This is a genomic window from Lysobacter sp. Soil_C_15 (assembly GCF_057657315.1).
Genome location: NZ_JBDGIR010000003.1, coordinates 321,186 through 344,669, shown reverse-complemented (window position 1 = coordinate 344,669; position 23,484 = coordinate 321,186). Strand labels below are relative to the sequence as shown.

The window sequence follows — 23,484 nt, the reverse complement described above, 5'->3', positions numbered from 1 at the left end:
CGGCGCTACCCGGGCCGCCGCGCGCGGCCCCGGGACCGCTCTTACCTCACCGTTCGCGACGGCCGGCGCTCGTGGCTGCCGCCCTCCCCCTCTCTCCGGCGTCCGCACTTGGCAAGCCGCCGCGAACGGTCTTTTATTGGCTCGCTCCGGCCCCGCGCCGGAGCGCTCACCGGAGCTACGCCCGCATGAACCGAGGCCGCATGATCCTGGCGATGATCCTCACCTACATGGTGTTCGGGATCCTGCTCAACAGCGTCGGCACGGTGATCCTGCAGTCGATCCAGGGCTTCGGCATCGACAAGGGCCAGGCCAGCATCCTGGAAGCGTTCAAGGACCTGCCGATCGCGATCGTGTCGTTCCTGACCGCGGCGCTGATGCCGCGGCTGGGCTACCGCCGGGCGATGATGGTCGGACTGGCCCTGGTCGGCGCGGCCTGCGCGCTGATGCCGCTGCTGGCCTCGTTCTGGATGACCAAGCTGCTGTTCGCGGCCACCGGCATGGCCTTCGCCCTGGTCAAGGTCTCGGTGTATTCCTCGATCGGCCTGCTGACCGAGAGCAAGCAACAGCACGCCAGCCTGACCAGCACCATCGAGGGCTGGTTCATGGTCGGCGTGCTCGCCGGCTACTGGATCTTCGCCTGGTTCATCGATCCGCAATCGCCCGGCGATCCGGTCTGGCTGCGGGTGTACTGGCTGCTGGCGGCGGTATGCGCGGCGATCGTGCTGCTGCTGGCCGGCTCGCATCTGGACGAACGCGCCGCGCGCGACGGCCATGCCGCCGGCGACTCCTTCCTCGACATGTTCCGCCTGGTCGCCCAGCCGCTGGTGGCGGTGTTCCTGGCTTCGGCCTTCCTGTACGTGCTGATCGAGCAGAGCGTCGGCACCTGGCTGCCGACCTTCAACCGCGAAATCCTGCACCTGCCGACCACCATGAGCGTGCAGGCGGCGAGCATCTTCGCCGTGTCGCTGGCGCTGGGCCGGCTCGGCGCCGGCCTGGCCCTGCGCCGGGTTCCCTGGCACTGGCTGCTGATGACTTGCGTCGCGGCGATGGCAGCGCTGGTAGTGCTGGCCCTGCCGCTGGCCGGCGACGCGCGGCCGAATCCGGCCATGACCTGGGCGCACGCGCCGCTGGCGGCCTATGTGTTCCCGCTGATCGGCCTGTTCATGGCGCCGATCTATCCGGCGATCAACTCGGTGGTGCTCAGTTCGCTGCCCAAGTCGCGGCACGCGGCGATGACCGGCCTGATCGTGGTGTTCTCCGCCCTCGGCGGCACCACCGGCTCGTTCATCACCGGACAATTGTTCGCCCGCATCGGCGGCGGCACCGCGTTCTATCTCTCGCTGCTGCCGATGGCGCTGCTGCTGTTGGCGATCGCCTTGCTCAAGCGGCAGAGCGGGCGCGCCGACGCCGCTGTCGCGGCGGCGGCTTGAACGACGGCCGACTCTCGGACGCGACCGACCGACTCATGCTCGTCAGGCTTGCGCGGGGCGGGCATCGGAGGACTTCGCAATCCTGTCGCGATGAAGCCCTGCCCCCCCCCGCTTTCGCGGGGACGACGGCAGGTGGGTTTCGCCGTGAACTGCCCAACCGTCCCGCCTGCGACGGCAGGCGTCGGCTCCCGGCGAGGCCGGGCTCACTCTTCCAGCAGGACGTAGTCGCCCTTGGTGCCCCAGCGCTTGCCGACCCGCGCGCACAGCTTGCCGTCGCAACGGGTCAAGGCGCCCGTGCGCGAGGCTTCCAGGATATCGGCGCCGAACTTGGCGCGTTCGATCTCGCGCATGGATTTGCGGGCGAAATAGACGCTGGCGCCGACCGCCAGCACCGAACCGACCAGCAGCGCGACCACGCCCTTGTACAGCAGGTGCTGCTGCGAGCGCAGCAGCGACTTGCGCTGTTCTTCCAGCGCCTGCGCGGCGCGCTGGGCGGTCTCGGCGCTTTCGCGCAGTTGCGCGCCGATCGGGGCGAAGGTCTGTTCGGCGCCGCGGCCGATGGCCTCCTGGGTCTGGGCGCGCACGGCCTGGGCGATCTGCTGCCCGAGCAATTCGGCGCCGGCGCCCATGCCTTGCGCGGTGCGTTGCAACTCGTCGGCGCTGCGGTCGACGTGCTGGACCGCACGTTCGCTTTGTTCCTGCAGATGCTGGGCGAAAATCGCCAGGTCGGCGGCGAGGCGTTTCAGGTCTTGCGCGTCCTGCACGAGGATCTCCGTAAGCGTGCTTTTGAGAACATGATCTTGAAAAGCGCGATCTTGAAATGCGCGATCTTGAAAAGCGTGATGCTGAAAAGCGTGATGTTGAAAACGTGTTCTTGAAAACGTGCCGGCGAGAACGCGACCCTGAAAACGTTCGTTGAAAACGTGCCGGCCGAAGGTCGGCCGAAGAATCGGGTCGCCCCCTCCCCCCTTACGGTCCGGGCAAGCGCGGCGCGGGCGGCGCCGGCGATTGCGCGGCTTGCTGGGTCGGCGCGGGCGGCGGCTGGACCTCCGGCGCCGGCGTCCGTTCGGCGGTACGGGCCTGGGCGTTGTGATCCTGCTGGCGCTGCTGCTCCTGTTGCTGCCGGTACTGCTCGCGGCCGCCCCGCAGCCAGGCCTGGCCGGATTCGGACTGGGCGTAATCCTGGGTCGCGGCGCGGAAGCCGGCATTGTCGCGGTTGCGCGCGGCTTCGACCATCCGTTCGAAGCTGCGTTCGACCTCGTCGCCGCGCTGCGCGCGGCTGCCCGCGGCCTGGCCGCCATGAGCCTGGCCGCCTTGTACTTGAATGGGCTGGCCGGCGTCCAGCGCGCCCAGCCGCACCGGCGCGGCGCCGATCGGCACCCCGCGACGCTCGAAACGCGCGTCCAGCTCGGGGTCGATCGGTTCCTTGCGGTAAGGATCGGCCACCGAGCCGTCCTTGTGCTGCTGCTTGCTCGCGACCAGGTCGACCCGGTCGCGTTCGCCGTCGCGGAAGTCGCGGGTGGTGTAGAAGAACTGGTGCTTGTCCGAACGATGGACGACGTTGAGCGAGGGATCGTCCGGCTCGGCCCGCTTGGCCAGCAACGGCCGGTCGCTGAGACTGTTGAGGTAGTCGGTCATCAGGTTGCCGCTGCGGATCGACAAGCCGTTGAGCTCGTAGCTGCCGCCGATGTTGCTGTGCGCGCCGCCGACGGTGACGTTGAGGAAGCGCGATTCCTCGGTGAAGCCTGGCCGCAGCAGGCTGGTCGACTTGAACTGGTCGCGGCGCTCGTCCTCGGCGGTGATCTGGAAGCCCGACACCACTGACGGCGGCAGCCGCCGATCGTGCAGGCGCGGCTCGCCGGTGCCGACCGGGTCGAACAGCCCCACCGCCTGCGCCACCTGGCCCGGCGGCACCAGCGCCGGCTTGGTGTATTCGACGCCGACGATGTTGCCGTCGCCGTCCTGGCGGTACTTGGCGCCGCTCGGATCCTGGATGCCGCGCTCGTGGACCAGGCGCGCGAACGCCGCTTCCTGCTCGGCGCCGCGGCTGAAGCCGATCCCGGCGACGCTGATCCGCGCCTGCGGGTCTTCGCGCAGCCATTGCTTGGACTGCTCGGCGAACTGGCGGTACATCTGCTCCACGCGCGGCTCGAAGGTATGGCCGGTGGCCATGTCGCGGGTGCTCTTGAACCAGCCGTCCTGGGTGCCGGGGCCTTCGACGTAGCCGTAGCCGACGTTGCGGTGCAGACCGGCTTCGAGCTGCTGGACCACGTTGGCGACGTTGGTGTGGTTCTTGGGGTCGTCCTTGTACATGCTGTTGCCGGTGCCGTCGAACGCGGCCACGAACAAACGCGCATGCGGGTCTTTCGAATCCAGCAGCAACGGCGACTGCAGCCGCGCCAGTTCGGCGCTGGCCTCGCGGTAACTGTCCAGATCGTGCCGGTCGGCGGGGTAAGTCTTGACCCCGTCCGGATGCTTTCCACCGCCCATCGCAAACTCTCCTTAGTCCTGCGGCCCGCAAGGGCGGTCAGTAGCTGCGGCTGAACACCTTGATCAGGTCGGCGCGGTAGTCGCTGTGCGGATTGGCCGGGTCCTGCGGCCGCTTCAGCGGAATGAAGCAACGGCTGTAGACGTTGATGGTGCGGTCGTCGACTTCCAGGATGATCTCCGGCTCGCCGATGCTGGCGCCGTCGGCGATGTCCTCGCGGGGCACCTCATGCCGCACCAACTGGTCGCGGAAGATCTCGGCGATGTCGATCTGCGCCTGCAGTTCGGTCTTGTCCTTGGCCCGCCAGCGCACCTCGGCCGGGCCGGGGAAGTTGCGGATGTCCAGGTGCCCGCCCTTCATCCGCTCGCGCAGGTCGGCGCCGTAGGACGCGGCCGAAGGACTCAGCGCCTCGGGCTCGGGCCGGCCGTGCGGGAAGCCGTTGTAGAGGATCTGGCAGCCCCAGGTGTCGAAGCAGTAGGCGCCGAAGCGATGGCGCTGGAAGCGCAACGGCCATTCGCTCGAGGAGCCGGCGACCGAAGAACCGGCGGCGGCCGAGGCGGCGGAGCTGGAGGCGGCGGAACTGGACATGGCGGTTTGACATCCTGTGGCGGCGAATAGGACCAGCGCCAAGGCCGCGGCTCGGGCGGCGCGGCGCGTCGGCGCGGCGGGCGCGGCGGGCGCGGTACAGCGGCGGCGGCCGGTCGCGGGCAGACGATCCATCGGTCCCTCCTGGAAACTGAACGTTATCACTCCCCGCCCCGACCCGCCCACTATACGGATCGGCGGCGAGGCGTATCGACACGCGCGAGCCGCCAGCGCCGGGCGTGCCTCGGGCCGCGCGTTGCGAAGCAGCAAGAACCGGGCCGTGTCGAGAAAAAAACGGACCGGCTTCGCGGCCGATTCCGCGGCAACCGTTGCAGATTCCGACATTGGCGGCCGCGGCCGCGCCAGACAGTGCGCGCCGCCGCGATTTCACCGCGCGGCGCCGTGCCACATACGCCTACGTCTGTTGGAACGGCCGTTTGAAAGCAGCGCTCAAACCGCCGCTCGAAACCGGACTTGAAACCCGCGCCTGAAAGTACCGTCTCAAGCTGCCGTCTCAAGCTGCCGCCTCAAGCTGTCGCTTCAAGCCGTTGTTCAATGCCGAACCAAGTGCGCGTCCGACCGACTGCCGCGTCGCGCCCCGCCCACGAGCGCCGATGAACACTCGCCCGCTGCTGCCCGGCAACACCAAGGCCCGCCTGCTCGAGGCGGCCGAGGCCTTGTTCATCGAGCACGGCTACGAAGCCATGTCGTTGCGCCAGATCACCGGCCGCGCGGTGACCAACCTGGCCGCGGTCAACTACCACTTCGGCAGCAAGGAAGCATTGATCCAGGAACTGCTGCAGGAGCGTTTCGACCGGCTCAACCAGGAACGCCTGCGCCTGCTCGACGTGTGCGAGCAACGCTACGGCACCGAGGCCATGGACGCCGCCGCGGTGCTCAGCGCGCTGTTCGTGCCGGCGCTGCGCATGGGCCGCAACCGCGCCAACGGCCCGGCCTTCGTGCGCCTGCTCGGCCGCGTCTACAGCGACCCCTCGCCGTTCATCCGCGACTATCTGCGCGAACACTACCAACCGATCTTCGGCCGCTTCTTCGGCGCGTTCGCCCGCGCCCTGCCCTATCTGTCGCGCAACGAACTGGGCATGCGCCTGCATCTGTGCCTGAAGGCGCTGGCCGGGGTGCTGGCCGGCGAGAACATGGACGAGCTGATCGCCGCATTGTGCATGGGCGAGGAAGTCAGCGACTCGCTGATGCTGGCGCGGTTGATCACCTTCATATCGCCGACCCTGACCGAACCGTTCGGCAACGCCGAACAGATCGGCAAGGTCGAGCGCGTGGTGCTGCTCGCCGACGCCGCGGCCCAGGCCGCCGATGCGCAGGCGGCAGCGCGCAAGCCTTCGGGAATCCTGCCGCCGTGGGCGGTCGAGGTGGTGGAGACATGACCCCTCCAGGCCGCGCTCCGCCCTCGCCGCCGCGGCGATAGCGACCAGCGAATCGCGCCGGCCCAGGACCGGCGCCGTGCGGACCACCGGGCGATGCCACGCGGGCATCGCGACGCTCCCGGCGCTCCGCCCCAGCCTCCGCCGCATGCGTCGCGGCGCGGCCGTCCTGACCCGTCGCGGCACAGCATCCGCGGCGCAACGGTGCATTGCACCTCCCTTTCCAGCCTGTTTGGAGACTAGACCATGTCCGCAATCCGAACTTTCGCGTGGGTTTCCCTGATCGCCGTCGGTGCGTTCGCGGCAAGTGCGGCGTCGGCGGCTTCGCTGACCCCGGTCAACAGCGGCTTCAGCGCCAGCGGCCCGACCAACCTCACCGGCCCCGGCGGCGTCGGCGGCCCCTGCACCTCGACCTTCTACGGCAGCATCGACGCCTTCGGCAACGGCACCATCAACGGGCCGGCCTCGACCTTCGTCGGCAGCTCGCTGATCTGCAGCGTGATCAAGGGCCAGAACACCTGGCAATTGGTGCCGACCTCGCCGACCACCGGCGAGCTGCGCAACGTGCGCGTGGTCGCGCTGGGCCTGATCGCCTGCCAGGGCACGGTGCGCGGAACCCTGGTCGGGGGCGTGTTCACCTTCGACACCATCCTGCCGGGCAATTGCCGGGTCAGCGGCACGCTGACCACCTCGCCCACGGTGGGCATCGTCTGGCCGTAAGCCTGCGCGGTTGCGCAAGGCTCCGGACCTTGCGCAGCCGCTCGCCGTCGCCGGCCGCGAACCAGGGGAACGCAGGCCGCGCATCCGTCGCCCACCCACCGCTGACCTATCGCCAAGCCATCCAGCGCAGGCCGGCCGATCGCGAACGCCGCCGCGCGCCATTCCACGAGGGGAATATCCGATGCCGTCGAGTCATCCACGTTCGCCCACCGCGCCGCGGCGCCGCGCCTTGCTGCTGGCCTTGCTGTCCGGCCTGGCGGCGCAGTCCGCTGCTCAGCAGGCCACCGCCCAGCGGGCCGTCGGCCAGGACGGCGCGTCGGCGGGCGCGGCCGCCGACGCGACCACCCTGGATGCGGTCATCGTCACCGCGCAAAAGCGCGCCGAACGCATCCAGGACGTGCCGATCGCGCTGTCGGTGTTCAGCGCCCAATCCCTGGACGAACTCAAGATCGAAGGCGGCGCCGAGCTGTTGCGGGCGACCCCGAACGTGAGCTTCTCCAAGAGCAATTTCGCCAGCTACAACTTCTCGATCCGCGGCGTCGGCACCAAGGCCCTGTCGGTGACCACCGACCCCGGCGTGGCGGTGAGTTTCAACAGCACCCCGCTGATCCGAAATCGACTGTTCGAGCAGGAGTATTTCGACGTCGACCGGATCGAAGTGCTGCGCGGCCCGCAGGGCACCTTGTACGGCCGCAACGCCACCGGCGGCGTGGTCAACATGATTCCCAGCCTGCCCAGCCTCGACGGCTTCGAGGCCAATCTCAAGGGCGAGGTCGGCAACTACGACAGCCGCCGCGTCGCCGGCATGCTCAACCTGCCGGCCGGCGACAGCCTGGCGTTCCGCCTGGCCGGCGCCTGGACCCGTCGCGACGGCTACGACTACAACACCGTCACCCGTCGCGACGTCAACGACCGCGACCTGTGGTCGGCGCGCGGCTCGGCGCTGTGGACGCCGAACGAGCGCGTACGCGCCAGCCTGGTCTGGGAGCATTTCGAAGAGGACGACCGGCGCTCGCGCACCGGCAAGCAGCTGTGCCATCGCGACCCCGGCCCGGAACGGGTCGGCGCGAGCGCGACCGATGCGCCGTTCTATCGCGAATACCTCAGCCAGGCCTGCCTGCCCGGCTCGCTCTACGACGAGGGCGCTTTCGGCACGCCCAACGGCGCCAGCCTGCCGCAGATGCTGGTCGCGCCGGGTTTCGTCAAGCTCGGCTGGCTGCCGGATTTCAGCGATTTCGTTTACGCCTTGCGCGGCGGCGTGACCGCGCCGATCGACCCGTTCGGCAACGCGCGCCAGTCGCGCGACCTGCGCGAGATCGCGACCAGCTACGACCCGCGCTTCAAGGCCGAGAACGACGTGGTCCAGCTCAACTTCGATTTCGATCTCGGCAACGGCCTTGGCCTGGTCTCGCAAAGCGCGTATTCCAAGGACGATTACTACTCGACCCAGGATTACGGCCGCTTCGCTTCGGTGCCGATCTTCAGCGATTCCGACGGCGCGGTCGACGACGAGGGCAATCCGGCCTTCGCGCTGACCCCGGGCGGCGTCTACACCGATCCGCAGCTCGGCCCCTCGACCGGCTATCTGGCGGTCGACCTGAGCCGCGCGCGCAGCAAGCAGTGGTCGCAGGAGCTGCGCCTGCAGTCGGACTTCGACGGCCGCTTCAACTTCAACGTCGGCGCCAACTACCTGGATTTCGAGATCGACGAGGACTACTACGTCTTCAACAACATCTTCTCCCTGCTCGCCCAGGGCTTCTACAACCAGGACGCGCTGCGCGGCATCGCCGGCTACCCGCCGCTGGACTGCCCGCAGAATCTCGACCCGAGCCTGCCGTTCTACCTGCAATGCGTGTACATCGACCCGAACCCGATCGACCGCATCGACGGCCAGGGCCACAACTATTTCCGCAGCCGCAACATCGCCCGTACCCGCTCCTGGGCGGTGTTCGGCGAGGGCTATTGGCAGCTGTCGGACACGGTCAAGCTGACCGCCGGCCTGCGCTACACCGACGACACCAAGATCACCACGCCGGTGCCGAGCCAGCTGCTGCTGGCGCCGGGGCTGCGCGGCGGCGGCCTGGTCAACAGCGGCTACCCGGCCCTGCCCGACGTGCGCCAGAGCTGGGGCAAGTTCACCGGCCGGCTGGTGCTGGACTGGAAACCGGACCTGGCCTACACCGACGACACCCTGGTCTACGCCTCGCTGGCGCGCGGCTACAAGGCCGGCGGCACCAACTCGCCGGGCATCGGCGCCGACCCGGAGTTCCTGGGCTTCATCCCGCGCGACGCCACCTTCGCCCCGGAATACGTCAACGCTTTCGAGATCGGCACCAAGAACAGCTTCGCCGGCGGCAAGCTGCAGTTCAACGCCTCGGCGTTCTATTACGACTACCGCGATTACCAGGTCTCGCAGATCGTCGACCGCAGCGCGTTCAACGAGAACTTCGACGCGACCTCCTACGGCCTGGAGCTGGAACTGGCCTGGAAGCCGACCGACCGGCTGCGCCTGGACGCCAACCTGGGCTGGCTCAAGACCCGCATCGCCGACGGCGAGCGCTCGATCGACGTGATGAACCGCACCCAGGGCGACCCGGACTGGGTGGTGGTGCGGCCGTGGCTGCAGCAGGCGTCCAACTGCGTCGCCCCCAAGGAGTACGTCGAGCGCATCCTCGCCGTGGCCGGCGACTACAACATCGCCCCGACCATCCTCAACAACTTCTGCAGCCCCAAGTTCTTCCTCGGTGGCGACCTGTTGCCGGGCGGGTTCTACGAATCGCTATTGGGCTTCAGCTACGACCCGCGCAGCGACGGCCCCAACGGCGGCCAGGGCTTCTACGCCGACCTCGGCGGCAACGAGTTGCCGAACGCGCCGCGGCTGACCTTCAATCTGGGCGCGCAATACACCTTCCTGCTCGGCGACAGCTGGGACCTGACCTTGCGCGGCGACTACTACCGGCAGAGCAAGAGCTATGCGCGGGTCTACAACACGGTCAACGACCGGCTGCGCTCGTGGAGCAACGCCAATTTCTCCCTGACCCTGAACCTCCCGCAGTCGGACCTGAGCGTGCAGCTGTACGTCAAGAACGCGTTCGACAAGACCCCGATTACCGACGCCTTCGTCAACAGCGACGACAGCGGCCTGACCACCAACGTGTTCACCCTCGACCCGCGCATCGTCGGACTGAGCGTGCGCAAGGGGTTCTACTGAACGACGGTTCCGGGGCGTATCGAATCGGTTTCGCGGCCTGCGCCGTGCCCGTCTCCCCTCTCCTGCGGGCACGGCGCGGGTCGCCTTCCCGGCAGGGGTAGGAGCGGCGCAAGCCGCGAACGCGGGTTTGCATACCGCCGCGCTGCGATCCGCAACCTGCGCGGTCGCGGCTTGTGACCGAAGGAAATCCCGTGGGACGCCGCTCCAACCCCGAAACCATCCAATCCCGAGTCCCGAGTCCCGAGTCCCGAATCCCTAGTCCCGGCCCAAAGCCAACTCACTGCCGGGATCGAAGAAATGCATGCGCTCGGCCTCGTAGGCCAGGTGCAGTTCGTCGCCGACCTTGGGCAGGTCGTAGGGCGGCAGGCGCACGACCAGTTCCTCGCCGCCGCAGCGCAGGTTGAGGAAGGCTTCGTTGCCGACCGGCTCGACCACTTCGACCCGGGTCGCCAGGGTATCCGCGCCGGCCGCGGCCGGGCGCAGGTGTTCGGGACGCAGGCCGACGATCAGCTCGCGCCCGAGGTAGCCGCGCACGGCCTCGGCCGCCTTGCCCGCCGGGCGCAGCGGCAGTTCGATGCCGTCGGCGACGCGCAGGACCGGGCCGTCGTCGCGCTCGCCCACCACTCCGCTCAGGGTGTTCATCTTCGGGCTGCCGAGGAAGGTGGCGACGAACAGGTTCACCGGGCGCTCGTACAGCGCCATCGGCGTGTCGATCTGCTGCACGTGGCCCTGCTTCATCACCACGATCCGATGGCCCAGGGTCATCGCTTCGATCTGATCGTGGGTGACGTAGATCATGGTCGTGCCGAGCTGGCGGTGCAGGCGCGCGATCTCGACCCGCATGCCCATGCGCAGCTTGGCGTCGAGGTTGGACAGCGGCTCGTCGAGCAGGAACACCTGCGGCTGCCGGACCAGGGCCCGGCCCAGCGCCACGCGCTGGCGCTGGCCGCCGGACAGCGCCGCCGGCTTGCGCTGCAGCAGCGGCTCCAGCTCCAGCATCGCCGCCGCCGCGCCGACCCGCTCGGCGATCTCGGCCTTGCCGGCGCCGCGCAGCTTGAGCCCGAAGCCGAGGTTCTCGGCCACGCTCATATGCGGATACAGCGCATAGCTCTGGAACACCATGGCGATGTCGCGGTCCTTCGGCGGCACATCGTTGACCCGGCGCTCGCCGATGCGCAGTTCGCCTTCGCTGATCGTTTCCAGGCCGGCGACCATGCGCAGCAGGGTCGACTTGCCGCAGCCCGAGGGCCCGACCAGCACCAGCAGCTCGCCGTCCTCGATCTGGAAACTGGCATCGGCCACGCCGACATAACCGTTCGGATAAACCTTGCGCAGACGATCCAGGGTGACCTTGGCCATGAACTCTCCGACGAAAACGAGCGCGGCGGTGCATTCGGCGCCGCCCTCGGCTATTCTGCCATGTAACCGTTTACATGCGCGCCCTTCCGGTGTGCCGCGACACGGAACCGCCTCTTGCCCGAGACTCGCTGCCGCCGCCTCCACCGTACCCTCGCGCAGGGTGGGCCGTGAACCCGGCGCCCGTCCCCGTGCGCGCATCGTCGGCGTCCGCGCCGCGGCGACGCGCGCACGCCCGCGACGCCCGGCACCGTGGCCGCGATCGGATCGCCCGCGCCCACCGTCGCGCACGAGCGTGCCGGCAAGAATGCGCGATCCGCGCCGCCATCGCGCGCATCGCGGCGCGCGGCCTCGCCGCGTCCGGCCGCTATGTCGCCGGACGCCCCCGCGGCGATATGCTTGACCCCGCCTCGGCGTCCGCGCGCGCATCGGCTCGAAAGCCGGTCGCGATCGCCCGAGTTCCCCCCTTCCCCCTTTGGTCCGCGCGTTCCATGCACGACACCCTGCTGTTGTTCGGCGCCACCGGCGATCTCTCCCAGCGTTACCTGTTTCCGTCCCTGGTCCATCTGTGGCGCGACCGCCTGTTGCCGCCGAGCTTCCGCATCGTCGCGGTCGGCCGGCAAGAACTGAGCGAGGAAGAATTCCGCGCCTGGCTGCGCGAGCGCATGGCGGCCGAGGCCGCCGACGACGCCGGCGTGGTCGAAGACCTGCTGGCGCGGATCGCCTACGTCTCGGTCGACCTGCGCGACGAGGCGGCGATCGCGCAGGCGCTGTCGGCCTACGCCGACCGCCCCAGCGTCAGCTACCTGGCCACCCCGCCGGACCTGTTCGTGCCCTGCGCCCAGGGCCTGAAGGCCGCCGGCCTGCTCGACGGCGAATCGCGCCTGGTCCTGGAAAAACCGATCGGCCGCGACCTGGCCTCGGCGCGCGCGATCAACGCCGCGCTCAAGGCCTGCCTGGACGAAACCCGGATCTTCCGCATCGACCATTACCTGGGCAAGGCGGCGGTGCAGAACCTGCTCGCCCTGCGCTTCGGCAATACCTTGCTGGAAGCGGTGTGGCAGCACCGCTGGATCGAGTCGGTCGACATCCTGGTCGGCGAGACCGCCGGCGTCGACGGCCGCGAAGGCTATTACGCCCATTACGGCGCGCTGCGCGACATGGTCCAGAACCACATGCTGCAGCTGCTGGCGCTGATCGCGATGGAGCCGCCGTCGGCGCTGGACGCCGACAGCATCCGCGACGAGAAGCGCAAGGTGCTGCGCGCTTTGCGGCCGATGAGCGAGGCCGACGTGGCCGAGCACACCGTGCGCGGCCGCTACGGCGCCGGCGTGGTCGAGGGCCGCGCGGTCAAGGGCTTCGTCCACGACCAGCCGGTGGAGACCTTCGTCGCGGTGCGGACCTGGATCGACAACTGGCGCTGGGCCGGAGTGCCGTTCCGGCTGGTCACCGGCAAGCGCCTGGCCGAACGCGCGACCGAAGTGGTGGTCTCGTTCCGCCCGGTCGCGCACTGGCTGTTCGACCGGCCCAAGCGCGGCCGCGAACGTCCCAACCACCTGCGCATGCGCCTGCAGCCGGACGAGACCATCGAGCTCGGCCTGATGGGCAGCCTGGCCGCGCCGGAATGGGGCGCGCTGGAACTGCGGCCGATGTCGCTGGACTTGTCGATGTCGTCCTCGCCGCAGCGGCGCATCGCCTACGAGCGGCTGCTGGTCGACGCGCTGCGCGGCAACCAGACCCTGTTCGTGCGCGACGACGAAATCGAAGCGGCCTGGCAGTGGATCGACAGCATCGAACAGGCCTGGAGCCGCAACCGCCAGCCGGTGCTGGAGTACCCCGCCGGCTCCTGGGGCCCGACCGAAGCCGAGGCCTTCCTGCCGCCGCTCAACGGCCAGCGCGGAGGCCGCGCATGAGCGGCGCCCTGCTCGCGGACATCGGCGGCACCAACGCCCGCTTCGCCCTGTCCAAGACCGACGGCGCACGCCCGCAGTTGTGCCCGGACAGCGTGCAGGTCTTCGCCGTCGCCGATTTCCCTTCGCTGGCCGATGCGGCGCGCCACTACCTCGAGCGCAGCGGCGCCACGCCCACCCATGGCGTGTTCGCGGTGGCCGGACGGGTCGACGGCGACGAGGCGCGGATCACCAACCACCCCTGGGTGATTTCGGCCGAACGCACCCGCCTGGCGCTGGGCCTGAACCGGATCGACCTGGTCAACGATTTCGCCGCGCAGGCGATGGCGGCGTCGTTGCTGCAACCGAGCGACGTGGTGCCGATCGGCGGCGCGCGCTGGAACGGCTGGGACGACGAGCGCGACCGCACCTACGCCATCATCGGCCCCGGCACCGGCCTGGGCGTCGGCGGCCTGCTGCGCCGCGACGGCCGCTACTACCCGCTGCAGACCGAAGGCGGCCACGTCAGCTTCGCCCCGGGCACGCCGGAGGAGATCGAGGTGCTGCAGCGCCTGTCGGGCGAGTTCGGCCGGGTCTCCAACGAGCGCCTGATCAGCGGCAGCGGCCTGGTCAACCTGCACCGCGCGCTGAGCCAGATCGCCGGCGAAGACCCCGGCCCGCTGCAGCCGGCCGACATCACCGCGATGGCGCGCGAAGGCGACCCCCGCTGCCTGCGCGCGATCGACCTGTTCTGCGCGGTGTTCGGCGCCGCCGCCGGCGACCTGGTGCTGACCCTGGGCGCCTGGGACGGCGTGTTCCTGCCCGGCGGCCTGGTGCCCAAGCTGATGCCGTGGCTGGCCCATTCCGGCTTCCGCCAGCGCTTCGAGCACAAGGGCCGGTTCTCGCCGACCATGGCGCGGATCCCGACCCTGGCGGTGACCCACCCACAGCCGGGACTGCTCGGCGCCGCGGCGCTGGCGGCGCAGCGCGTGCCGACCCAGGCCTCTTAGCGAATCATCGCTGTCGCCGCCGCGCGGCGCCCCACGCGAACGGCCGGACCTTGCGACCGGCCGTTCGTGCATCCGGGTCCCGGCCCGCTCGGCGGCGCCCGCGCAAACGCCGTTTTAAAGCGCGTCGTGCGAAGATCGGCGCATGCTCGAGGACTCCCTGCCCGCGCCGCACGACCCGGCCCAGATCGCGGCCGCGCCGTACCGTTGGCACGAGCACCGCAGCATCGATCACTGGACCTGGGCCTGTGCGGTGGCGATCGCCGCCGAACTGCGGCGCGAACTGCAGCGCCGCTCGCGCGCGCGGCTGCTGCTGTCCGGCGGCACCACCCCGGCGCCGGTCTATCGCGCCCTGGCGCGCGCTCCGCTGGACTGGGCGCGGGTCGACGTCGCCCTGGTCGACGAGCGCTGGCTGCAGCCCGGCGATCCCGACAGCAACGCCTGGCTGGTGCGCCAGCACCTGCTGCGCGACAACGCCGCCGCGGCGCGCTTCGAATCCCTGACCCGGTCCGGGCAACGCATCGAAGAAGCGGTCGCCGCCGCCAATGCGCATGCGCTGCAGCCGGCCGGCGCGGTGGTGCTGGGCATGGGCGAAGACGGCCACACCGCCTCGCTGTTCCCCGGCATGGCCGGCCTGGAACGGGCCCTGGCCTCGCGCCAGGCTTATGTCGCGGTCGACGCCCAAGGCTGCCCCGGCGCGCGCGACTGGCCGCGCCGGATCAGCCTCACCCCGCGCGGCCTGGCCCAGGCGCAGGCGCGCTACCTGCTGATCCACGGCGCCGGCAAGCGCGACGCGTTCCTGCATGCGCTGGCCAGCGGCGACCCGCAACGCTGGCCGGTGCTGATCGGCCTGCAAGGCCCGGTGCCGCTGGACGTGCACTGGTACCCCTGAGCGTGATCTTTCGTGCAGCCAAGCACCGCTCTGGAGGCCACGCGGCGCGGCTTACGCCGCTCCTGCAGACGGCGATGCCACGCGACACCGCTTGTGGAGGAGCGGCGTAAGCCGCGACAAGGAACGCGCAGAACCCCCACGTCGTCGCCACTGATCGACATCGGACACCGTGGCCAAGCCGGGAGCGGTGTCGTCTGCCGTACGATCCGCGCATACGCCTCAACGCAGCTCGACCACCGCCTCCGCCGGCGCGCGCTCTAACTTCAATTCGTCGCCGGTCCACGTAGCGGTCTTTCCGTCCACCCGGGTCGCGCCCGGAGCGCCGGCGTACGGCCACTTCAGCACCACCCCGCCCGGCGGCCAGTCGAGCCCGGACGCCAGGCTCAGCCGCAGCTGTTTGCCGTCGCTGCGCAAGCGATAGCCCAACTCGCCGTAAGGCGTGCGCAAACCCTCGACCGACACGCCCTCGCCCGCCAGCCATTCCCCGGGCACGCCGGCGCCGATCACCAGCGCGCGGTCGCGGTCGCGCGTGTACGCGAACAAGTCCAGCGCCGAACGCACGTAATCCGATTCGACCCAGGCGTGCGGCAGATCGCCGACGAAAAACGGCGCGCGCGGGGTGCGCGACACCACTTCCGCCCACTGGTTCCAGGCCCGCGGCTGCTGGTCCTTGAAGAAGAACGCCAGCGCTTCGTGCGCGCGCTCGCGCCAGCCCAGGCGGACGAAACTGCCGACGGTGCGCAGCTCGTACGGGGTGTAGTCCTTCCACTGCCGGCGCCCGTCGCGGCGTTCGACGAACTCCTTCCAGTAACGTTCGAAAGTGTTGCGCAGCAAGCGCTCGGGCAACAGCCCTTGCTCGCCGCCCGGCGCCAGGGCGATGGTGGTGGAGGTCGCGTCGAAATCGCCGAGCTCGGCCGCGCCCGGCAGGTAATCGATCCGGTGCGCCTGCGCCGCGGTTTCCAGCGAGCGGTACAGGTCGGCGCGGAACTCGTCGCGCGATGCGGCGAAGGCGCGCGCCTGCTCGTCCTTGCCCAGCCACCGGGCGATGTCGACCGCGTCCTTGTAGCCGCGCAACGCCCAGAAATTGTCCCAGTACGAATGCATCGGCTTGGCCGAATAGCCCTCGTGGCTGATCGACGCCGGCATCATCCCGTAGAAGGCCGGGTTGCGCGCGCGGTTGGCCTCGGTGCGCTCGCTCAGGCGCAACTCGTCCATGTAGCGCACCGCGCCGGCCACGTGCGGCCACATCGCCTCGAGCAGGGCGCGGTCGCGGGTGTAACGATAGACCTCGGCGACGGTGAAGATCAGCTCGCCGTGGCTGTCGTTCTCCGGCACCGGGTCGCTGCCGCGGTCGTCGACGCAGCACGGCACTTTGCCGTTGTCGAACTGGTACGGCGCATACCAGCGCAGGAATTCCTCGGCCACGTCCTCGCGCCCCATGCGCAGCAGGCCCTCGCCGATCATCGCGCCGTCGCGCACCCAGGCGCGCGCGTAAGAGCGCGTGCCCGGCTGCAGGCGCGGGCCGACCCGGCTGATCAGCATGTGCGCCAGGCCGGTGCGCAAGGTGTCGACCACGTGCTGACCGGCTTTGGGAACGCGCAAGCGGACCTTGTCGAGCTTCTCGCGCCACAACGCCGCCGTGCGTTGCTGCCATTGCTCCGCCAGCGCCGGATCGCGTTGCGGCCAGAAGCCGTCGCCGCGCCTGGGCAGCTCCACCGCGACCTCGCGGGTTTCGCCGGGCGCCAGCCGCATCGGGTACAACAGCACCGCCGACGCCAGCCCGGTCGGATCGTCGACCCGGTCCTGGTCCGGCCACGGCGCCGGCGAGCGCAGGCGTTCGACCGCCTCGCCGCTGTGCAGGGCGGTGGCGAAACCCGCCGCGACCGGGGTCAGCGACTGCAGCGCCGGCCGGCCGTCCGCGCTCACCCGGCCCGCCGCCAGATCGAGCTCGATCGTGCCGATCGCGCCGACGCCGCCGGTGGTGCTCAGGAACTGGGTCGGCGGATTGACCTGCAAGGGCCGCAGCGCCAAGGCCAGGGTCGCATCGCGCGCCCGTGCGCCGTCGTTGCGCAATCGGTAGCGGGCGACGATGCGTTGGTCCTCGCCGGGGGCGCCGGTTTCGGGCGCGAACGCGACGATGTCCAGGCGCAGGTCATCGGCCTGCCACGACACGCCGGGGATCGGCAGATAACCGTCCTGCAGGCCCTGGCCGAGCTCGGCGTCGGCCCAGGTCAGCAGCCGGCCATGCGCCGAGGCGCCGGCGCCGCGATCGCTCAACAGGAACGGTTCGACGCTGAAGCCGCCCTTGTTCGGCTCGATCGCGCCGTCCTCGCCGATCAGGCTCTGCACCGCGCCGCCGTCGGTGCCGAACAGGGTCCAGTACGGTTGCTCGCCGCTGAAGCCGCGCGGATAGCTTCCGCGCGGCGCGCGCTGGGCCAGTTGCCTGACGTAATCGTTCGGCGTCGCCGCGAACGCCAGCGGCTGCACGCTGATCTCGGCCAGGCCGAAGCCCGGTCCGCTGCCGTGCAGCGGCCGCAGGCGCAGATACCGCGCCTCGCTCTCCGGCAGCGGCAGCAGGTCGCTGCCGCCGTTGCCGCCGCTGACCGCATAGGCTTCGCGCCAGCGCCGGCCGTCGTCGGACAGCTCGATCCGGTAATCCGAGGCGAACCCGTCGTCGGCCCATTGCAGCGCCAGGCCGCCGAATTCGCGCACCCGGCCCAGGTCCAGGGTCAGCGCCGGATCGGGCGCGACCTGGAAACCGGCGCGCCAGGCAGTGGCCGGATCGCCGTCGGTCGCGAACGCCGCGCGGCTGCCCGCCGCGCTGGACGTCGCCGAGACCGCACCAGTCAACGGCGCGTCGTCGTCTTTGGGCAGGGCCTGGAAACGCAGTTCGTCGAAGCACACCGAGCCCTTGCCGCCGACGCTGTTGTAGACGGTGAATTCGAGCTTGGCGCTGCGGCGCAGGGCCGGGTCCGGCGCCGGCCCCCAGGCGCGGCTGATGTGGCGCTGCTTGTAGGCCACCGGCGTCCATTGCCTGGGGTAGACGTAGCGCGGCTTGTTGACCCACCACACGTTGTCGCCGCTGGCGTCGACCAGCTTGAATTGCAGGTCGTTGTCGGGCGAATCGCCGCGCAGGCGGAAATCGAAACGGTAGTTGTCCGGGTACTCGACCGGCAGTTCGCGCTGCAGCCCGGCGTAACCGGACACGCCGTTGAAATCGTAGTCCAGGCACAGGCCGCGGCCCTGCGCGCCATCGACCGGACGCAGGCTCGCCCGAACCTGGTTGGACGTCACCACCGTCCACGGCGCCGCCGATTCGAAGCCGTCGAGCAGGCGCGACGCCCCCTGCGCCGCCGCCGCCGGCAGGCCGATCGCGGCCAGCAGCGCCAGCGCGCCGATCCGCAGCGGCCGCGCCGCCGCCGAGCGCGCGGCGACCGCCGCGCTGCCTAGTGTCGCCATCATTCGCACCTCTGTGCCGCGTCGTGCGCGGCCTGTTCGCGCACGCGGCGCGGTCGCGGCGGCGTCGGCTTCAGCCCTTGACGCTGCCCACCAGCAGGCCCTGCAGGTAGTAGCGCTGCAGGGCCAGGAACAGCAACAGCACCGGCACCACAGTCACCACCGAACCGGCCATCATCATTTCGTTGTCCTGCACGTGCTCGCGCGACAGCGACGCCAGCGCCACCGGCAGGGTCTGCAGGCTGTCGTCGCTGAGCACGATCAGCGGCCACATGAAATCGTTCCAGGCGCCGAGGAAGCTGAAGATCGCCAGGGTCACCAGGATCGGCCGCAGCACCGGCAGCACGATCTGGAAGAAGATCCGCCACTCGCCGGCGCCGTCGATGCGCGGCGCCTCCAGCAGCTCGTCGGGGATCGAGCGCGCGTACTGGCGCACCAGGAAGATGCCGAAGATCCCGGCCATGCCCGGCACCACCGCGCCGGCGTAGCTGTTGATCAGGCCCATCTGCTTGAGCATCAGGAACAGCGGCATCATCGACACCTGGGCCGGGATCACCAGCGCCGCCAGCAGCAGCCGGAACACCCGCTCGCGCCCGGCGAAGGCGAGCTTGGCGAAGGCGTAGCCGGCCAGCGTGTTGAGCAGCACCGCGATCGCGGTGACCAGGGTCGAGATCAGGAAGCTGTTGAGCAGGTAGCGGCCCATGCCCATGCGCGAGAACAGCTCGGCGTAGTTGTGCAGGGTCGGCGCCGACGGCAGCAGCGGCGGCGGGAACGCGCTGGCCTCGCCCGGCTGCATCAGCGACACCGCCAGCATCCACAGCAGCGGCGCCACGCTCAGCGCCGCCAGCGCGATCAGCAGGCCGTTGACGATGGCCCGGGCCAGCCAGGCCGGCATGCCCGCCTCGTTCATTCGACCCCCTTGCGGCGCGCGATCCACATCAGCGCGCTGGTGGTCGCGGTCATCAGCACGAACAGCAGGAAGGCCACCGCCGAAGCGTTGCCCAGGTTCCACCACTTGAAGCCTTCTTCGTACATCAGGTACAGCACGCTGACCGTGCTCTGCAGCGGGCCGCCCTGGGTGATCACGTAAGGCTCGGCGAACAACTGGAAATACCCGGCCAGGGTCAGGATGCTGACCATCAGCAGCACCGGGCCGAGGATCGGCAGGGTGATGTGGCGGAACTGCCGCGCCGGGCTGGCGCCGTCGATGCGCGCCGCCTCGTACAGGTCCTCCGGGATCGCCTGCAGGCCGGCGAGGAAGATGATCATGTTGTAGCCGAAGTTCTTCCACACCGCGAACAGGATGATCGCCGGCATCGCCCAGTCCGGATCGCCGAGCCAATCCACCGGATCGATGCCGAACTGGCCCAGGCCCCAGTTGATCAGGCCGTAGCGGGTGTGCAGCAGATAGCGCCAGATCACCGCCACCGCGACCACCGTGGTCACCACCGGGGCGAAGAACGCGGTGCGGAACAAGGGCTTGAACCAGGCCAGGCGCGAATGCAGCAGCAATGCCGCGCCCAGCGACACCGCGATCGACAGCGGCACGCCGACCGCGACGAAGTACAGGGTGTTGCCCAATGCGCTCCAGAACAGCGGGTTGCGCAGCAGGTTCAGATAGTTGTCGAAGCCGACGAAGCGCAGGTTCTCGCTATTCGCCAGGGCGTAGATGTCGAAGTCGGTCAGGCTCAGCGCCAGCGCCGCCAGCACCGGCACGGCGAAAAACACCCCGATCACGCTCAAGGCGGGGGCGGCGAACACCCAGCCGGCGGTGGACGGCTTCATCCGCCCTCCCCGGCCGCGTCGGCCGCGTCGGCCGCGTCGGCCGCGGCGCCGATGCTGCGATGGTCGAGCATCCAGCGCCGCTTCTCCAAGATCCGGTCGGCGCGGCGGTCGAGCTCGGCCGCGGCCTCGTCGACGCTGAGCCGGCCGTTGGCCAGTTGCTCGCCGACCAGCTTGATCTCCATCGCGATGCGCTCCCATTCCGGCACCTTCGGCGTCGGCCGCGCGCGTTCGAGCTGGTCGCGGAACGCGCGCGCATACGGGTCGGCGACCAGCGCCGGCGCATTCCACGAGGCGCGCCGCGGCGGCAGGTTGCCGCTCAGGCCGTGAAAGCGCACTTGCACCTCGGGCTCGGACAGATACGCGATCAGTTTCCAGGCTGCATCCGCCTGCGGCGAGCCGCGGAACAGCACGAAGCTGGCGCCGCCGGCCACCGACGCGCCCGGGCCGTGCTCGCCGGGCAAGGGCATGGTCGTCCAGCGGTCCTGCAGGTTCGCCGGCAGGCGTTTCTTGAACTCGGCGATGTTCCAGGGGCCGTTGACGTAGAAGCTGAAATAGCCGCGGCCGAACTCGTTCCAGACATTGGCGATCTGGGTGTTGCTGGCCAGCGGCGCCCACTTGCGATCGAAGGCCTCGCGGTAGAACGCCAGCGCGCGCTTGAAGCCGGGGCTGCGGAAATTGCCGTAGCGGCCGTTGTCGCGCAGCAGCGGATCGGGCGACTGGATGCCCAGATTGAGCAGCGGTTCGGGCTCGTTGAGCGGAAACAGCACCGCGTAACGGTCCGGCCCGACCTTGCGCTTGATCGCGGCCATCGCCTGCCGCCACTCGGCCCAGGTCGCCGGCGGCCGCTCGACCCCGGCCTGAGCGAGCAGGTCCTTGCGGTAGTACGGCAGGCGGGTCTCGACGTACCACGGCACCGCGTAGGTGCGGCCGTCGATCACGCCGGTGTCCCAGGCGCCGGCGAAGTAGTCGGCGCCGCGCGGGCCCGAGCTGCCGGCCAGGCGCCGGTCCAGCGGCTCCAGCGCGTCGAGCAAGGCGAACTCGGAAATCCAGGTGTTGCCGATCGCGCCGACGTCCGGCAGCGAATCGCCGGCGAACGCGGTCAGCAGCTTCTCGTGCGCGGCGGTGATCGGCAGTTGCTGCACTTCGACCCGCAGCTGCGGATTGCGCCGTTCGAACTCGGGAATCAGGCGCTGCACGACTTCGCCTTCGAAGCCCATCGCCCAGAACTTAACCACTGTGCGCCGGTCGCCGGTATCCGAGCAACTGCCCAGCAGCAACGCCAGCAGTGCCGCCGCGATCGTCCGCCACACCCGCGCCCCCTCCCCGCATCGCTCACTTCGTTCCCCCCTTCGGAAAAGGGTGAGAGCGTGCGTCAGCGAACCGAAGGTTCGCGCATGATCGAACGCCAGCAGGCTGTGCCTGCTGGCCGGACGGGCTAGGGGCGATTCGCCTTTGCGTGACGCATCACGCAGCCGCATCGGCGACGCAACGCCAGCGCCGTCGATACGCCTGATGCCTGGCGCCCCCGTTCTCACGCCCTCATTCCGGCTTCGGCGCATTGTGCTTGGCCGGCGCGTTGCCGCGGTTGGCGCGCGATTCCGCCTCGCCCAGCGCGCGCGCCGTGGCCGGGTCGATGGTGCCGGACGGCTTGGCCGCCGGCGCGGCCTCGGCTTCGCCCGGCTTGGCCCCGTCCTTGCCCGACGCGGCGTCCTTCGGCGTCAGCCAGCCGCCCTTGAACCCGGCGCGCTGCAGGCCCTCGCGGATGTAGGGATTGCGCTTCATCACGTTCCACACGAACTCGTTGCGGTAGTTCGTGATCATGGTCAGGATCGGTCCCTGGTCGATGCCGATGTAATCGCTGGCCACCCAGCCCTGGTCCGGCACCAGCCGTCCGGTCTTGAGCGGGATGTCGTACTTGAAGCTGGGATTGAACGAATCCAGGAAACCGTAGCTGGAGTAGATGAACTCGCCGTAGCGCTCGTGCATCGACACCGTGGTCGGGATCACGATCTCCGGCGCGAACGGCAGCGAGGCGATCGCCGCGGTCGGGGCGATGGTGCCGTCGTCGAAGTTCTCGCGCAGGCCGGCGCCGCGCGCCGAGTAATGGCGGAACTGGCGCTGCTCGCCGCGATACTCCTGCAGGGTCTGCTGCGGGCCGTCGCTGGCGGTCAGGCCCCACAGCTCGGGGCCGTAGTCCTCCCACTTCATCGGATTGGCGATCGCATAAGCGCGCTGGGCGTAGGCGGCGCGGCGGCTGTTCTCGAAGTAGTCGATCCCGCGCTCGCGCATGTAATCGTCCTGGATGCCGCGGAAATCGATCCAGACGTGGCTGTACTGGTGGCCGAACAGCGGGCCGAAGGCCAGGAACTCCTCGCCCTGGTACACGCCCCAGACGTCGTTGTAGGTGCGCGTCCACACCGTCCAGGCTTCCGGCTCGACCGGATGGGTCGGCGAGCCCAGCGCCAGCACGTACAGCAGCATGGCCTCGTTGTAGCCCATCCAATCGTGCTTGATGAAGCCCGACTCGGGGAACCAGCCCATCGAGATCAGCGGCTTGTTCTGCTGCAGCCACTGCCAGTCCACCCGCTTGTACAGGGTGTCGGCGATCGCCCGGATTTCCTTCTCGCGAGCGTCGTCGCGATCGTAGTAGGACTGGGCGAACAGCACGCCCATCATCAGCAGGCCGGTGTCCACGCTCGACAGCTCGACCCAGCTGTCGTAGCGCTGGCCCTTCTGCATGTCGAGGAAGTGATAGTAGAAGCCCTTGTAGCTGCCCTTGCCGCTGGCCTGCGGGCCGCTGGGCAGGTCGCGCAGGAACTTCAGCGTGGTCAGGGTGCGGTCGACCGCCTGGGTGCGGCTGACCCAGCCGCGCTCGATCCCGATCGGGTACGCGGTCAGGGCGAAGCCGACCGAGGCGATGCTGGCGAACGGCCGCGACGGATAGCGGTCGGGGGTCAGCCCGTTCTGCTCGTTGCTGGTGTCCCAGAAGAACTGGAAGGTGCGCTTTTCGATGTCGCGGAACAGCGGCGGCAGCTCCAGCCGCTCTTGCTTCAACGGCTCCACCGTCACCGGTTCCGGCGTCACGATCGGCTGGGTCTGCGATTGCGTCTCGGGCTTCTTGCAGGCCGACAGCGCCAGCAACAGCGCGCCCAGGACCGCGAAGGAAACTGCTCGTGTTGCCGGCTTGACGCGTCGCATGAAAAACCCAAGACCCCTGTCTTTGATTGAATCGAACTCTAGGAAGCGGCGCCGGCCGCGATCGCGGCCG

The 23,484-nt window shown here is 69.7% G+C and carries 16 protein-coding genes; 7 read left to right on the top strand and 9 right to left on the bottom strand.

Annotated elements, in window-relative coordinates; all coding sequences use genetic code 11:
* Positions 1-185: 185 nt before the first annotated feature.
* The gene (locus tag AC3A57_RS09500; RefSeq protein ID WP_487578685.1) at positions 186-1,430 is read left to right on the top strand and encodes an MFS transporter; all 1,245 of its coding nucleotides are present in this window, start codon (positions 186-188) and stop codon (positions 1,428-1,430) included.
* A gap of 203 nt (positions 1,431-1,633) precedes the next feature.
* Here the strand turns inward: AC3A57_RS09500 and AC3A57_RS09495 are convergent, their stop codons facing one another.
* The 3 genes from AC3A57_RS09495 to AC3A57_RS09485 all read right to left on the bottom strand — a co-directional run bounded on the left by AC3A57_RS09495 (position 1,634) and on the right by AC3A57_RS09485 (position 4,506).
* Entirely contained in the window at positions 1,634-2,194 is a 561-nt protein-coding gene (locus AC3A57_RS09495) for a hypothetical protein (protein ID WP_221672856.1), read from the bottom strand.
* 205 nt (positions 2,195-2,399) lie between these two features.
* On the bottom strand, positions 2,400-3,920 hold the full coding sequence (locus AC3A57_RS09490) for a phospholipase effector Tle1 domain-containing protein (RefSeq protein WP_487578684.1): 1,521 nt from the start codon (positions 3,918-3,920) through the stop codon (positions 2,400-2,402).
* Between the two features lie 37 nt (positions 3,921-3,957).
* On the bottom strand, positions 3,958-4,506 hold the full coding sequence (locus AC3A57_RS09485; RefSeq protein WP_487578683.1) for a hypothetical protein: 549 nt from the start codon (positions 4,504-4,506) through the stop codon (positions 3,958-3,960).
* Positions 4,507-5,117: 611 nt separating this feature from the next.
* Here AC3A57_RS09485 and AC3A57_RS09480 point away from each other — a divergent pair.
* The 3 genes from AC3A57_RS09480 to AC3A57_RS09470 all read left to right on the top strand — a co-directional run bounded on the left by AC3A57_RS09480 (position 5,118) and on the right by AC3A57_RS09470 (position 9,831).
* On the top strand, positions 5,118-5,903 hold the full coding sequence (locus AC3A57_RS09480) for a TetR/AcrR family transcriptional regulator (RefSeq protein ID WP_487578682.1): 786 nt from the start codon (positions 5,118-5,120) through the stop codon (positions 5,901-5,903).
* A 243-nt stretch (positions 5,904-6,146) separates the two neighbouring features.
* Positions 6,147-6,620, top strand: coding sequence for a hypothetical protein (locus tag AC3A57_RS09475; RefSeq protein WP_487578681.1), 474 nt, complete (start codon positions 6,147-6,149; stop codon positions 6,618-6,620).
* A 181-nt stretch (positions 6,621-6,801) separates the two neighbouring features.
* The gene (locus AC3A57_RS09470) at positions 6,802-9,831 is read left to right on the top strand and encodes a TonB-dependent receptor (RefSeq protein ID WP_487578680.1); all 3,030 of its coding nucleotides are present in this window, start codon (positions 6,802-6,804) and stop codon (positions 9,829-9,831) included.
* A 255-nt stretch (positions 9,832-10,086) separates the two neighbouring features.
* Here AC3A57_RS09470 and AC3A57_RS09465 read toward each other — a convergent pair whose 3' ends face one another.
* Positions 10,087-11,190, bottom strand: coding sequence for an ABC transporter ATP-binding protein (locus AC3A57_RS09465; protein ID WP_487578679.1), 1,104 nt, complete (start codon positions 11,188-11,190; stop codon positions 10,087-10,089).
* A 488-nt stretch (positions 11,191-11,678) separates the two neighbouring features.
* On the opposite strand from AC3A57_RS09465, the gene zwf reads away from it, so the two are divergent.
* The 3 genes from zwf (at position 11,679) to pgl (ending at position 14,975) form a co-directional block, all read left to right on the top strand.
* Positions 11,679-13,100 carry a glucose-6-phosphate dehydrogenase gene (zwf, locus tag AC3A57_RS09460; RefSeq protein ID WP_487578678.1) on the top strand — a complete coding sequence of 474 codons (1,422 nt, stop codon included), beginning with the start codon at positions 11,679-11,681 and terminating at the stop codon, positions 13,098-13,100.
* Positions 13,097-14,086, top strand: a complete 990-nt coding sequence (gene glk / locus AC3A57_RS09455) for a glucokinase (RefSeq protein ID WP_487578677.1) — start codon at positions 13,097-13,099, stop codon at positions 14,084-14,086. Before zwf ends, glk begins: the two co-directional genes overlap by 4 nt.
* 142 nt (positions 14,087-14,228) lie before the next feature.
* Positions 14,229-14,975: a 6-phosphogluconolactonase gene (gene pgl / locus AC3A57_RS09450; protein WP_487578676.1), complete on the top strand. Its 747-nt coding sequence runs from the start codon at positions 14,229-14,231 to the stop codon at positions 14,973-14,975.
* Positions 14,976-15,194: 219 nt separating this feature from the next.
* Here pgl and AC3A57_RS09445 read toward each other — a convergent pair whose 3' ends face one another.
* From AC3A57_RS09445 to AC3A57_RS09425, 5 genes are all read right to left on the bottom strand, one after another.
* A complete protein-coding gene (locus AC3A57_RS09445) occupies positions 15,195-18,356 on the bottom strand; it encodes a discoidin domain-containing protein (protein ID WP_487578841.1) in 3,162 nt (1,053 codons plus the stop codon).
* 148 nt (positions 18,357-18,504) lie between these two features.
* Positions 18,505-19,341, bottom strand: a complete 837-nt coding sequence (locus AC3A57_RS09440) for a carbohydrate ABC transporter permease (protein ID WP_487578675.1) — start codon at positions 19,339-19,341, stop codon at positions 18,505-18,507.
* A complete protein-coding gene (locus AC3A57_RS09435; RefSeq protein WP_487578674.1) occupies positions 19,338-20,216 on the bottom strand; it encodes a carbohydrate ABC transporter permease in 879 nt (292 codons plus the stop codon). Before AC3A57_RS09435 ends, AC3A57_RS09440 begins: the two co-directional genes overlap by 4 nt.
* Positions 20,213-21,526, bottom strand: a complete 1,314-nt coding sequence (locus AC3A57_RS09430) for a sugar ABC transporter substrate-binding protein (RefSeq protein ID WP_487578673.1) — start codon at positions 21,524-21,526, stop codon at positions 20,213-20,215. Before AC3A57_RS09430 ends, AC3A57_RS09435 begins: the two co-directional genes overlap by 4 nt.
* A gap of 229 nt (positions 21,527-21,755) precedes the next feature.
* Positions 21,756-23,414 (bottom strand): glucoamylase family protein, encoded by a 1,659-nt coding sequence (locus tag AC3A57_RS09425; RefSeq protein WP_487578672.1) that lies wholly within the window; start codon positions 23,412-23,414, stop codon positions 21,756-21,758.
* Positions 23,415-23,484 lie beyond the last annotated feature (70 nt).